The organism is Pseudomonas sp. PH1b, from assembly GCF_000633395.1.
Lineage (GTDB): Bacteria > Pseudomonadota > Gammaproteobacteria > Pseudomonadales > Pseudomonadaceae > Aquipseudomonas.
In genome coordinates, this window is the sequence record NZ_AYMU01000030.1 from 82,610 (window position 1) to 96,663 (window position 14,054).

Annotated in this window: 2 protein-coding genes; both read right to left on the reverse strand. The window is 67.7% G+C overall.

Going from position 1 to position 14,054, the window contains the following annotated elements; all coding sequences use genetic code 11:
- Positions 1-15 precede the first annotated feature (15 nt).
- Entirely contained in the window at positions 16-12,585 is a 12,570-nt protein-coding gene (locus U873_RS0130835) for a filamentous haemagglutinin family protein (protein WP_025131918.1), read from the reverse strand.
- 201 nt (positions 12,586-12,786) lie between these two features.
- Complete coding sequence (locus U873_RS0130840) at positions 12,787-13,965, reverse strand: substrate-binding domain-containing protein (RefSeq protein ID WP_025131919.1); 1,179 nt, start codon at positions 13,963-13,965, stop codon at positions 12,787-12,789.
- Positions 13,966-14,054: the final 89 nt, after the last annotated feature.

The following is a 14,054-nucleotide window of genomic DNA, read 5'->3' on the forward strand; positions in this document are numbered from 1 at the left end:
CTACCACGAGAGAACCTATAGGGTCAGTTGCTTGCGCTCCTCATCGGTCAGGCGCGCCCGCGCCTGCTCGCTCAAGGGCCCGGCGCCCAGCACCTGCACCGGGCTGTCGGGGTTATAGCCCGGGGCACGGCTGGCCTCCTCACGGGTGCGCTGCACCGGCTCGCTGCCAAAGCCCAGCACCTCCACGGTGACGATCGACGCCCGGCCCTGCCTGGCCGCCGCCTGCTGGTTGCGCGCCGCATCCTCCGCGGCCTGGGAGGCCGCCGAACCTGCGGCGCTGGCCGAAGTCATGGCGCCGGTGTTGATCGTCGCACTGATCGGCACCCCGGAAGACTTGCCCTGGGTCTGGATGTTCGCGGCATTGACCACCCGCAAGGCGGCGATGTTGATGTTGCCCGAGACCCGAATGCCCGCCTCGCCGGCATCGATGGTGCCCAGCGGAGCGATCAGGTCGATGTCGCCGGCAGCCACTTCAGGGATCGGGTTGAGGGTGGCGATCCCCGCCCCGGTGCTGGGCACCGACGGCGACAGGCTGACGTTACCCCAGTTGTCGTAGACCCGCTTGGGCGGGGTGTAGACCACGGTGGTCTTGGAGCCGCGACCGGCGTTGATGTCGCCCGCCGCCGACCAGCCCATGATCGAGCCGCCGAAGGTGGTCATGATCCGGCTCTGGCCCAGCAGGATGCTGCCCAGGGAGTACAGCTGGATGTCCCCCGCCCCCTGGGTGATGATCCCCGCCGAGGCCGGTGGCGCCGTGCCTTCGATGCCGAAAGTCTGGTTGCCGCCGGGGGTCAGCATCTGGATGTTGCCGCCAAAGTCGGTGTGCACCCCGGCCCCGCCGAACAGGGTGATATCGCCCTGGTAGGTGATCGGGTTGCCGGCCACGTCGGTGCTCGGGAACAGCCCGGCGATCGCCGCACGGCCGCGGGCGTAACTGCCCTGGCGGACCCCGCCCGCTTCGTTGTACTCGCGGCCGGCGGCCTTGAGTTCGGCAAAATACACGTTCCGCGCAAACACCCGCTGTTGTTCCGCAGGCAGGGCCGCGTAATAGGCCCGGGCCTGGTCGCTGTCGCCGGCAAAACCGAAGCGCTCGGCCAGCCAGTCCAGCAGTTCGCCCTCGTAGGTCTTGGCCACCTTGGTGCCCGACAGGCTCTCGCCCGGCTGGGCGAGGTTGGCCGGATCCAGGTAGGCGCTGACGAAGCGCCGGTAGTCCGGGCCGTTGGCGCCGACCCCGGCCTGCATCACGATGCTCGCCCCAGGCCGGTTATCCCCCGGCGCCACGGCACCGATGCTGGTGACGCTGACCTTGTCCTCCATGAGGATGTTGCGCCCCGCCATCAACTCCAGGGTGCCGGGGCCGGCAACGTTGAAGTTGCTGTAGAGGATGTCGCGCCCGGCACTGACGATGGAGATGTCGCTGGGGTTGTTGTGCACGAACAGGTTGCCCTGGGAGGTCGAGCCATAGACCGGATCCCCCACGCCAAAGGTCCGGCCGCTGCTGACGATATCGCGCCCGGCCATCATCCACACCGGGCGGCTGCCCTCGTACCAGGTCTGCCCCGAGTGCAACTGCGAGGCCGCCTGGCCGAAGGTGAGGATCCGGCCGCTGTTGACCCCCACCAGGTCACCGTTCACCGCATAGAAGCGCGCCGGATCCGCGGGGCCGGCCACCAGCCCGGCAACGCTGCCGGAACCGAAGGCGAACAACGGCAAGGTCGAGCCGGTGACCGGGTTGCCGTTGACCGACAGGTTGCTGGCCACCACCTCGCCGTCGATGCTGCCGACAAACGCCGGACGCCAGGGCGTGGCCACCGAAGCGGCCGCGGCGCCCGACTGGCTGACGGTGAAACCGCCGGCGTAGATCGAGTCCTGGGCCAGGAACTGCAACTGCCCTGCAGCGCCCGGCGCCAGGAACAGCGGCACCCGGAAGTTGAGGTCGCCGACCTGCGCGCTGGCGGCCTTGCCATAGTAAAGGCTGCCGCTGGCTGCCACGGCCCGGAGGATCGACGGGTAGACCACCGCCAGATCGGTGCTGTCTGGGCTGGTGAGCGGGGTCAGGTTGCCGCCCAGGGACAGCAGGTCGATGGCGGTGCGCTCGGTCCACAGGGTGAACCAGCTCTGGCCGCTGCCTTGCTGGCTACCACGGCTGAAGAGCGCGGTGTTGAACTGGCGGACCCGGCCCGGGTCCTCGACGTTCTGCACTACCAGGTCGCCGCGGCTCTGCAGGTTGAAGGTGGCGTCGCCAGGCACCAGGGTCAGGCCGCCCTGGGCCAGGCCACGGGTGGCGCGCAACGGGTCGAAGGCCCGGGCTTCGCTGGGGTTGTGGTCGGCGGCAGTGCCGCCGTAGTGCAGGTCGATGCTGCCCAGGGAAGCGCTCTGCAAACGGCTGCTGCCACGCAGGTTGACCACGACGCCATTGCGATGCTCGATGACCAGGTTGCTGGCTGGGTTCAAGGCGCCTGCAATGTTCACCTGCAGGTCGCCACCGCCGGTCAGTTGCAGGCTGCCATCGCTGGCGACCCGGCCGGTACTGCCCACCGCCAGCACCAGCCCCTGGCTGCGGGGCGCCACCGTGGAGACGCTGGCGCTGTCCGTCAGGCGCTGGAGGAGGCCCGCATCACCGCCGACATTCAGCTCCAGATTGCCGCCGCCCAGGGTGCCGAACCCGGTAAAGCCCAGCATCCGGTCGGCGCTGCCGTTGCCGCTGTAGGTGCCGAAGTTGATCCACCAGGCGCTGGGTTGCGCCGAACCGCCGGTGGCGACATCGCCGCTGCCCTGGCGCCACAGCCAGTTGCCCACTTCGGCCGAGTCCTGGCCGTTGTCCTTGGGGTTGGGCCAGGCACGGCTGTCGTTGGCGGTACTGCTGATGTTGCCGGTCAGGTTGCCCCCGGCACTGACCCGCAGGTTGCCCCCCGCCTCCGGGTACCAGGCGCGGTACAGGCTGGTGCCGCTGCCATTGACGAACTGCTCGAAGTAACTGCCCGGCTCATTGAGCACCGTGCCCCCCGCTCCCAGGGCCCGTGGCTGGTTGTAGGGATCGCCGGCCGCCGTCGCGGTGGAGGACGTACCGGCGGTGTAGACCCCGTACAGCGAGTCCATGCTCAGGTTGCCGGCGCTGAGCAGCTCAAGGTCGCCGGTGCCGGTGCGGATCACGCTGAAGCGGCTGCTGGACGGGGTTGCGCCATAGGTCTTGCTGTCCAGGGCCATGCAGAAGGCGGGCGACTCTTCACAGAAGGCCGCAACGGACGTCTGCCCCAGATCCAGCAGCAGTTGTTCATCGATCGGATCGCCGGCCTTGACCACCACCCCGGCGCCCGCCAGCTCGTCCACCGCCAGCTGGGTCCAGGCGTAGCTGGCCTTGATCGCGCAATAGGCCGGGCTGTCGGCACAGAATTGTTCGATCGACGTCTGCCCCAGTTCCACCAGCAGTTGTTCATCGATCGGATCGCCGGCCTTGACCACGATCCCTGCGCCCGCCAGGTCATCCACCGCCACCTGGGTCCAGATCCGCACCACCTGGCTGGGCAGTTCCTTGGCGAACATCCCGTAATGGCTGTCCGCCAGGTGCAGGTCGCCGCTGCGTGGCGCCGCCTGCAGGATACGGCTGTCGGCGGCGCTGGTATCGGCCCCGGCCACCAGGCGCAGGGACCAGGATTGCGCGCCCTCGGCGAGCATCGGCGCAATGGCCCAGAGTTTGCCCTGGCGCCCGACCTCTTCCGGCCGCAGCTGCACTGAGTCGACGCCCGCCGGCAGCTTGACGTTGGTGCCCGCAGGGATCAAAGCGCCCTTGGGCAGCGCCTTGTCGCCGGCGAGCATGACCAGGTTGTTGTTCACGTTGGCCCGGTCCACCTGGGGCAACGGCACGCCCTTGGGCCAGGTCATGGGCCGCAGCTGGGTGCCCTGGGTCAACAGCGTTCCGGCCTCCAGGCGCGTACCGGCGACCAGGGTCTGGGCCTCGCCGAGCAAGGTGCCGGCGGCGAACAGCAGGTTGCCCGAGGCATCGCGAATCGCCGCCGCCAGTACCGTACCCGCCGGCAGTACCAGGGTCTGGTCCAGGGTCGCGGTGACCGGCAGGCGCGTGCCCGCGGCCACGGTCAGCCCCTTGATCGGCAGGTCGTAGTTGAGGGTGCTGCCCGCCGGGAAGGCGGTGCCGTCGGCCAGGGTCACGCCGTTGCCCGGCACGATGATCGTGCCGCCGGTGAAGTCCACCCCCGGCAGCAGCACCCAGCCCTTGTCATCCACCGTCGGCGGCGGCGGTGCGAAACCGTCGTTGATGCTGCCATAGACATTCAGGTCGCCACCGGCGCGCAGGGTCAGGCTGCCGACCTCGCCAGAGCCGTAGACCGAGGTCTTCTGGCTGTGGGGGTTGAGGCTGGCATAGCGATAGCCCGACAGGTCCAGGTCGCCCTGCACCACCAGGTCGCCGTCCGCGCTCTTGCTGACGATCTCGACCCCGGGCCGCAGATGGAAGGCGTCGGCATAACCGGCGTTGTTCAGGCCGGCCAGCTTGTTCTGCAGCAGGTCGCTGTTGTTCAAGGCCGCGTTGATAAAGGCCGTGCTCAGGGCATGCTTGGCGTCCAGGTAGGCCTGGGTGATCTCCTGGTAAGGCCGGCCGCTGGCGGTGGCGTCGGTTTTATCCGGCGCATCGTTATAGCGGATCATGCCGTTGACCGCGATCGAGCGTGCGCCCTGGATATCCAACGAGCCACGGGCATCGATGTCGATGTCGTTGCTGCTCTGGTCCGCCTGGACGATACGCGGCGCGTTCAGCTCCAGGGTGCCGCGGCTGCGGCCATCGTTCTGCCCGGCAGCGCCGCCCACCGCCACATCGGTGCCGTGGCGCAGGTCGATGCGCGCACCGTCGGCCAGGGTCAGGCGGCCCAGGCCCGAGCTGAGCACCACGCTGGCGCGGTTCGGTGAGTCGATGATCTTGCCGTAGCTGTCCACCCGCAGTTTGCTGCCGTGGGCATCGAGCAGCGCGCTGCCGTCCAGGGTCAGGCCCTTGCCGGCTGCCAGGTTGATACTGCCGACCCGTTCGCCGCTGGCGTCCACTCGCCCACTGACCCGCAGGCTGCCGTTGTCCACCGAGACGTTGACGGTGCTGGCCCTGACCCCGTCGCCGATGGTCAGGTCGCCCTGCTTGAGCTGGAAGCTGCGTGCGCCAAAGACCTGGCCCTGGTTCAGGCGCTGGTTGAGGGCGGCGAACTGCTCGTCCAGGGTGCCGCTGCTGCCCAGGTGCTGGGCCTGGATTTCCACCGTGGCGCCGAGGAACGGCACCAGGGTGCCGCCGGCATCGTAGTAGCCGCTGCTGCCGCCGAGGATCTTGCCCACCAGGTCGACCCGCCCGGCCGCACTGTCCAGTGCCACCGCCCGCAGCTTGCCAGCCTGGTTATGGGTGGCCGAAAGGTCGATGGTCGAGCCCGTGGCCTGCAGCACATTGCCGCTGCGGCTCTGCAGCAGCACTTCGCCGCCGGCGCCGTATTTGTTCAAGTCATTGAAGGCAAGGGTGCGGCCCGCCACATCGATCAGCGCCGCATCGGTCAGGCTGACATCCCCCCGGGCCCCCAGGGTCACCTTGCCGCTGGGCAGCACCACGGCGCTGGCCAGGCGCAGGCTGTCGCCCTGCAGAGAGAGTTCCGCGCCCTGGCCATTGGCCTCGCCACGAGGGCCGGCCGAGGCGCCGATATCAATCGCGCCGCCAGCGCTGATGCGGTTCACCGAGCCGGCCTCGCCGGTCATCAGCGGGGTGAGGATATTCAGGTTGCCGCCGCTGTAGGCAAACCCTGTGACCGGGTCAAAGGCACCCTGACTCTGGTACACCGAGAGGCTGCCCTTGTGGTTGGCGGTGATGCGCTGGCTGGCATTCAGGTTGACGTTGGCAAAACCCAGGGCCAGGCGGTCCAGGCTCTTGGTGGTACTGGGCTGGGCAAAGGCGCCGTAGCCGAACTCGATGCGCTCGGCATCGATTTGCAGGCGCCCGCTGCCGGTTCCGGCGCCACCGCTCACCACCGCTCCGGCCGGGGTTTCGGAACCCTGCCAGATCAGGTTGGCGGTGTGGATGCTGGCCACATCATTGGCGCCCCCGGCGCCGTAGATCGCCGGGGTGGAGAGCATCAGGTTGCTCAGCAGCGACTTGCCGGTCGCCGGGTCGTAGGTGTCCAGGGAGGTGCTGCCGTAGAAGTTGAAGCCGTCCCGCGCCGAGAGCTGCAAGGTCTCCAGGGCCGGGGCACCGAATTGGCTATCGCCGCGCAGCAGGCGGTCGAGTACCTGCTGGGTCAGGGTCATGCCGCTGGGCAGGCGGTTGCCCGCCGCAGCCGCCGCCAGCGCTTCAGGGCTGCCGACGTTGATGTTGTTCAGGCCCAGGTTGAGGTGGCGGGTGCCGTAGCGCACCTGGTCACCCAGTTCGAAGGCGTTGTCGGTCAAGGCGACGATGCTGCCGTCGGAATACAGTGCGGTCTGCCCGCTGCAGGTTGCGCCGGGGCAAATCCCGAGCTTGATCCCGCCACTGGTCTGTCCGCCGGCCTGGGCCTTGCTGATCACGTTGAGCAGGCCGTTGGACACCGCCAGCATATTGGCCACCTGGTAGGTGAAGCCATCACGGGCGTCATAGCTGGCCTTGCCGCGGCCCAGGGTATTGATCGAGGCGCCCTGCTCCAGGACGATCTCGCCGGTGTTGCTCACCAGGAACACTTCCGGCGCGGCCAGGGTGGCGCCCTCACGCAAGGTGATCGAGCCCTTGGGCGTGTTCACGCCTTCGGCCACGGTGATGTAGTTGCCGCCCTGGCCGTATTTGACCAGCGTCAGGCCGCCCAGCATCAGGCGCGCGGCGCCCATGGCGTTGAGGCTGGCATCGTCCAGGGTGACGCCGTTGAAGCCGCTGGTGGCCGCCTTGCCGGCCGCCACCACTTCGATGTTGCCACTGCCCATGTTCAGCACCGCGACGGTGCCGCCATAGCCCCCCTCGGCGGCATCGAAGCGGCCAATGCCCTTGAACGAGAAGGCGTCCGCACTGCCCCCCGGTTGCAGGGCCAGCTTCAGGGTCTTGGCGTCCACCGGCAGCATCGGCCGTGGCACCCCGAGCTTGGCGGCATCGGCCAGGGCGAACTGGGCATAACCGGTTTCGTTGTATTGCGAATAACGGCGCAGGGTGTCGGCGGAGGTCAGGATCACCTGGCTGGCGAGGCTGTTGCTGATCCCGGTATGGGCGATCGACAAGCGCCCGGCGGTGGACCAGGAGCCATTGCGCAGTTGCTGGGTCGAGCCTTCGGTGCCGAACCCGGCCAGGCCGTTGATCTCTACCCGAAAGGCCCCCGGCATCAGCGCGTAAGTGGACGGCATCAGGGTGTAGGTGCCCGCCGCCAGCCCCGGAACCCCGGCACCGATGCTGATCTGCTGGCCAATCAGCGGATCCACCGCACCGCCCTCCGGCGCCACCGGCGCATAACCCGGCTGCACCCCGGGCACAATGGCGTAGATCGGGTTGCTGCCCAGGCCAGGAAGGGTAAAGCCGCCGTTGGCGCCGATCTGCACCAGCGGGCTGTAGCGCGCATCGGTGGAGCCGCCGCGCCCGGAAATGAACCCGGCGCCCAGCAGTTCGCCGCCGCCGGACAGGTCCACGGTGGCATCGGGCTGCACCTGCACCGACTTGCCCCCCAGGATCACCCCGACGCTCAGGTCGCTGTTCTCATTCACCAGGGCGCCCTGGCCGAGGAAGGTCACGGTCTTGCCGTTGTACTTGTAGACCTGGCCATCGACGGTGCCGCCGTAAGGCAGCACCAGGCCCTTGCCGCTGACCGACGTCAGGCTGCCGGACAACAGTTCGACCTTGCTCGCGCCCAGGTTGCCGATCTCGATCAGGCCCAGGGGCGCACGCACCACCCCGCCCTGCCTGATGTTGGCCGCGCCCAGCTGCAGGCGGCCGAAGGCCGAGTACGGCACCGGCGCCTCGCCTTGGCCGGTGCGGCCGATGGTCAGGGTGCGCGTGGGGTCGAAGTTGATGCTGGTGCCGGAGATGTCGTTGAGGTAGCCGGCAATCACCCGCGCCCCGACCTCGGTGCCCGGGTACAACTGCGCAGCCCGCAGGGTCATGTCGCCCTGGGTGAGCAACTGGGTGCTGATGCCCTTGGCAATCACATCGGCGCCGGCGCCAGCGAGGAAACGCAGGTCGCCCTGGCTGGTCAGTTGCACATCATCGAACCCACGGCGCTCGACCCCGAGCAGGCTGTTGTCGGCCTGGCGCAACGTGCCCTTGCTGCCGAACACCACGTTGCCACGTACGTCGATCAGGTTGCCGCTGGCATTGAACTGCGCCTGGGTGGCCTGTTGCGACGGCGTGCCGGTGGAGACCGGACGCACGTACTGGTCCTTGGCTTCCAGCGGCGCGAGGATGCCCGCCAGCAACAGGTAGGGTGCCGACAGGTTGACCCGGCTATTGGCCGCGGCGCTTTCGCTAAGGTTCAGCGCGCCGCTGTACAGGCGCAGGCTCTGGCCCATGTTCAGCGCCACATCGCCATCGAAGCTCAACAGGCCGTTGCTCAGCAGTGCCAGGTTGTCGAAACCGCCGGCGCTGACTTGATCCACCCCGAGGCGGCCATGGCCGTACTCCAGGCTGGCGGCCGCGGCGTCGGCGCTAGCGGGCAGCGCACTGCCCTGGTGGCTCTGGCTGAGCACCAGTTCCCGGGCCTTGAGCACCCGGTCGTTGACCGCGTTCTTGATGTAGTACGGGCTTTCCAGGGCCAGCGACAAGCTGCCCCCGGCAGCACCGGCGCCTCCGGCCCGGGCGACGAAGCTGCCGTCCAGGTACAGGCCATTGTTGGACGCGAAGCTGATGCTGCCACCGTTGCTGGCCACCTGCACCCGGCCCTGGCCGGGAATGTCCAGGGCTGCCTGGGCGCCGGAAGCATCGAGACGCGCACCGTCGCGCACCACCACAAACAGGTCGCTGGCCTTGGCGATGCCGGTGGCCAGGTCGATCTCGCCGCCAATGGCGATCTTGCCGCCATTGCGCACCTGGCCGTAGCGGTCGCCGCGGTTGTCCACGGCGCTCACGGCCCGGGCCGCGACATCGATCAGTGCCTGCTCGCCGACCCAGATCGAACGTCCGTGACCGGCGGCATTGGCGGCCTCGGAACTGGCCACGGTCAAGCCGCCCAGACTGACGCTGCCGCCCCAGGCATTGAGCGTGCCGTTGAGGGTCAACTGGCCGACGCTGCGCAAGTTGATGGCCTGCCCCGGGTCGACACTGATCACCGCCCCCGGCCCCACGCTCAGCGCCGTGGTGGCCAACTGGGCAGCCGTGGAGTACTGGTTGCCGGCGCTCAGGGTCAGGCCGGCGCCGCGGCGCTGGGTCAGCACGCCCTTGGCCGCGTCTTCCTGGTAGAGACCCGGCAGCCAGCGTTCCAGAGCGCTGGCCGGGTCGCTGCCAGTGGCAGTGCCACCGGCCTGGGAACCGAAGCGGTAGACCGGCATATTGACGTCCACCTGGGCGCCGTCGGCCACCGTCAAGCCTTCGTTGCCGGTAATGTCGTAGGCGGCAAAGCCCTTGTTGAAGAAATCCCCGGCCAGTTGCAGGGTGCCGGCCTCGGCGGCCGAATCATGGGCGCCAATCAGCACCTTGTGCGCCTGCAGGGCCAGGGTACCGCCGCCGTTGACCCCATACCCGCGCAGCTCGCCATTGAGGTCGAGCTTGCCGTCGGCGGCCAGGGTCACGTCGCCGCCCTTGCCACCGCTGGTCTTGCCGTCATAGGCGATGCTGGCACCGGAGCTGGCGTCCACCCGGGTGCCGTTGGCCAGGTTGAGGTCGCCGCTGCTGCGCAGCGACACCTTGCCACCGTTGATAAAGGCCAGGCCGCTGCTGTCCGAGGGGTCCAGGGCCAGGTTGTTCCAGCGTCCGCTGACATCCAGCTTGACCCCGCTGGCCACATCGACCCGGGCCTGGGTGCCGCCGGTGGGCGCGAGGATCACGTCACCGACCACGAAGTTGCGGTTCACATCCACCTGGTTCAGCACGTTGCCGGCATTGATGCTGCCGCCGTGGGCGGTGAGGTTGGCGTTGATCTTGACCTCTGGCCCGAACAGGGTGATGTCGCCGCCGTCCGCGACCTTGAGCGCGCCGTTGAGCTGAATCTGCTGCTTGGCGCCAACCTTGATCGCCCCCAGCTGGAAGCCGTTGAGTGTGTCGCTGTCGAGCACCAGCTGGCCCTGGCGATTGCCCGGCAAGGCAGTAGCCAGGTCCAGGCCGTCGGCGATCTTCTGCTGGTTGGCCTCGATCAGCACGTTGTCCACGGTCGGGCTCAGGGCATAGCGCAGGGTGCCGCTGGTCTTGTTGTAGATCGGCGTGTAGTTGCCAATGATCAGTTGCGCGCGCTGGGCCGCGGCCTTGTGGGATTGCTGGTAGCCGTCGAGGTTGAGGTTGGGCGCCTGGGTCTGGCGATCACCCTTGAACACCTCGCTCACCAACTGGCCTTCGAGCACCGCGTTGCCGGTGCCGATCACCAGCTTGCCGGCGTCGCGGCCGACGGTGTAGCCGGCCTCGTAGCGCTGCTGCTGGGCAATCAGCGGGTTGTAGTAGTAATCGGTGCGACCCCAGCGCGGGCTGTTGTCGACATAGCCCTTGTAGATCCCGGTGTAGAGCAGGTCGCCCGGGGCTCGGGACAGCTCGTACAGGCGCCCGTCGCCCCCCTTGAGCCAGGTCTGCTGGATGTAGCCGCCCTGCACATCGACGGTGCCGCCGGAGAGGTTCAACTGGGCGCCGGACTGGGTCACCACGTCCTTGCCGGTGAAGGTCAGGGTGCCGCCCTGGGCCATCCACTCGCCGATGTTGTGGCCCTGGGTGCCCAGGTAGCCGCCGACTTCCAGCAGGCCGCCGGCGGTGTACCAGCGATCGGTGGCGTAGCCGTTGGTGCCCGCTGGAACGAACACCAGCTCGCGCAGGTCGACCCAGACGTCGTTGTTGATCAACTGGCCGCTGTCGCGGTTGCCCGCCGAGTCGCGCTGCTCGTTGCCCTGGACGTTGATCTTGATGTTGTTGGACTCCATCGCCACCTTGACCCCGACGGCGCCGGCGACATCGATCACCGCACCCTCGCGCACCAGGCTGCGCTGCCCGGCACTGACCGCCACCTGGCCGCCGGTGGCCAGGGTGATGGAGCCGTTCTGGAAATCCACGGTGCCGCCGCTGACGATCTCCACCCGGGACTGGTCGGTGCGGTCGGCCACGCTGCTGAGGTTGTTGAACTGGCCGCTGATCAGGTTGGTCGGGGTGCCGTCGAGGTTGATCAGGCCGTTGTTGCGCTGGCTGTCCAGGGCGCTGCTGCCACTGCTGTCGAGGAGGATCGCGGTGGTGCTGCCCTGCCCCAGGGTCACGCTGCCGGTGCTGTCGCTGGCGGAGTTGAGCAAATGAAGGGTGCCGCGGGTGTCCACCGAGGTACTGGCCAGGGCCACACCGTTCTGTTGCACCTGGTGCCCGGTCAGGGTGATGTCGCCGGTGGCGGCCATGATCAGGCCATTGTTGCTGACCTTGCCAGCGCTGCTACCCGCCTTGAGCGAAGTGGCGACCTCATTGCCACGGGTGGTGGAACGCTGGTTGCCATCCGTACCGAGCCCGCGGCGAATGTAGAAACTGTCACCTGCCGCCAGGGTGGTCTGGCCCTTGGCGGTGACGATGGTGCCGGCGTTCTCCACTTCCGCCCCCAGCAGCAAGGCATAGCCGCCGGATTCGCTGGAACTGGCCGGGGCGTGGGTCTGGATCAGCGCACCGCGCTGCACCTCGACCTTGCCCAGGGCATCGCTGAAGGTCGGTTGAGTGCCGTTGGCGTCGACATAGAGCCCGCGCTGGGTGAACTGCTGGTCGCTGATGGTGGCCGCGGCCGCCACCAGGTTGCGCACATTGACCTGGCTGGAGCCGGTAAAGATCACCCCGTTGCGGTTCATGATCATCACCGTACCGGCGCCCTTGATCTGGCCCTGGATCTCGCTGGGCCGACCGTTGGGGTCGTTGACCTTGTTCAGCAGCGCCCAGGTGGACTGCTGCTGGAAATCCACCGTGGTATTGCGCCCGACGTTGAAGGTCTCCCAGTTGAGGATCGCCTTGTCGGCGGTCTGCTCGATGGTCACCGTGGTCTTGCCGCCAGACTGGCTCTGCACCGGCCCCTTGGCGTTGATCCAGCCCTGGGTCAGGCTGGTGTCGACCTTGAGCCCGCCCTGGCCAAGGCCGTCGGGAATGCTGCTGGCCGTAGCCAGCGCTGCCTGGCGCGCTGCGGCCTGGGCCGCTTGCTGGGCGGCGATGGCGGCAACGCTGGCATTGAGGTTGCCCAGGGAGCGCTGCAACTGCTGGTTGGCCCGGGTCTGCTGGGACAGCGTCGGGATTCCCGGCACCTGGCCGTTGGTGCGTGCGGCCGTGGCGGCCTGGGACGCGCCCTTGTCGGCAAACCAACCGGAACTGAACGCCGTGGCACCCTGGGCACTGCCTGCACCGGCCACCATCAACAGGGCAATCGCCTGGGCCAGGGGTTTCAACCGCAGGATCGAAGCCTCGCTGGCGAGGGACTGGGCATTGCGATTGACCGGTGGTTTGCAGCGAACCATTACTACTCATCCTTTCGTTATGACGCCCACGGGAGCGCGACGCATGTTGGGCCCAGGGCGCGCGTCACTGCTTTAGGGGATAGGCCGTTGGCGCGGGGCGCGACCGAACGGATGTCACGGAAAATTCATCTTTGGGGTGCAGGGTGGTGCCCCTGCCCCTGCGTGCCACGGCGGCAGACAGGGGCAAGCGGCGCTGGCCGGCTAGAAAGGTCGGCCAATAGCGTTGCAGACATTGGGGTTGCCGATACTGCGCGGGCTGGCGGGCGTGACGAAGGCGTTGCGTACCGCGGTCTTCCAGATCGCCGGCAACGGCTGCAGGTTGTTGTTCAGGAGTGCCGCATCGTTAGTGACCAGCGCACCGTACTGGCGGGCAAAGAACGCCCGTACCTGGGCGGTTTGCGTCGCATCGGCATAGCACTGGCTGAAAATCGCGGTGGTGAAACCCAGGATCGGATAACCGGTGCTGGGAAAGAGCACCACCGAGGGGTCATTGCTATTGAGCGCAGCGGCGAACACCGGTACCCACCGGATGGGATCGCTGAACGGGCCGGACGACAGGTTCGCCGACGGCGGGCTGACCAGGCTGATGGCGTTGGCGATGTTCGCCGGTGTCGGGGCTATCCCCTCTACCCGCGCGACCTTGCTGCCATCTTCCAGCCCGGCAAGGGTGCTGGATGCGTGGCTCGAACCGATGAAGGTCACACTCCCCGGGGTTGCATTGAGCACTTCCATGATCTGTGGGCTGCCCTGAGCGCTCTTGGCGGTCTGTGGCACCGAGGCTGGATAAGTATTGACGAAGAGCCGGGTCACCACGAAAGGCCCAGCCGGTTCAGAGCACTTGGCGTTGAGAAAACGGCTAAACAGTTCGGTGGTGCCACTGGGCCCTTGCGGGTAGACCAGCGTCAGTGGTCCGGAAGCACCGGCGGCACCCGACAGGTACTCCCAACGGTCGAGCCGGCCCGAGAAGATCCCGCACACGTCATTGACGCTCAGGTTCAGGTTGCCAACGCCAGCTTTGTTGAAGCGGATCGCCACCGCAGTCGCGGCGACAGGCACCTGGATCAACGGCCCCCAACTCGCCCCATGGGCCAGGGAGTAGCTGTTGAGTTCGTCGCCTCTCAACTTCGACTCAGTGGCCACCCAGTGCACGTTCCGGGTAGGGGCGCCCGGAATCAGGCGGTTGTAGTCGTTGTTCAGAAAGGCTTCCTTGTCGCCCAGATCAGAGCTGATGTAGGGCGCAAAACCCGCCGCCAGCACCCCGGGCGTCAGGTAGTACGACTGCGGCAGCGTCGACCCGCCACCGTTGATATCCGCCATAGCCAACTGGGCACATAAGGCGCTGCCCAGCAGTGACGTGGCTAACCAATGCGTTTTGAACATGACATGACTCCTGTCGTATCAGGACGAGCGAGCGCCCGGGCTGGACCGTTGTGCCGAGCATGAAAAAATCAGCAACGGTCGAAACCGTT

Coding starts and splice junctions, on each gene's coding strand:
- U873_RS0130835 (WP_025131918.1), bottom strand. CDS start 12,585: ATGGTTCGCTGCAAACCACCGGTCAATCGCAATGCCCAGTCCCTCGCC.
- U873_RS0130840 (WP_025131919.1), bottom strand. CDS start 13,965: ATGTTCAAAACGCATTGGTTAGCCACGTCACTGCTGGGCAGCGCCTTA.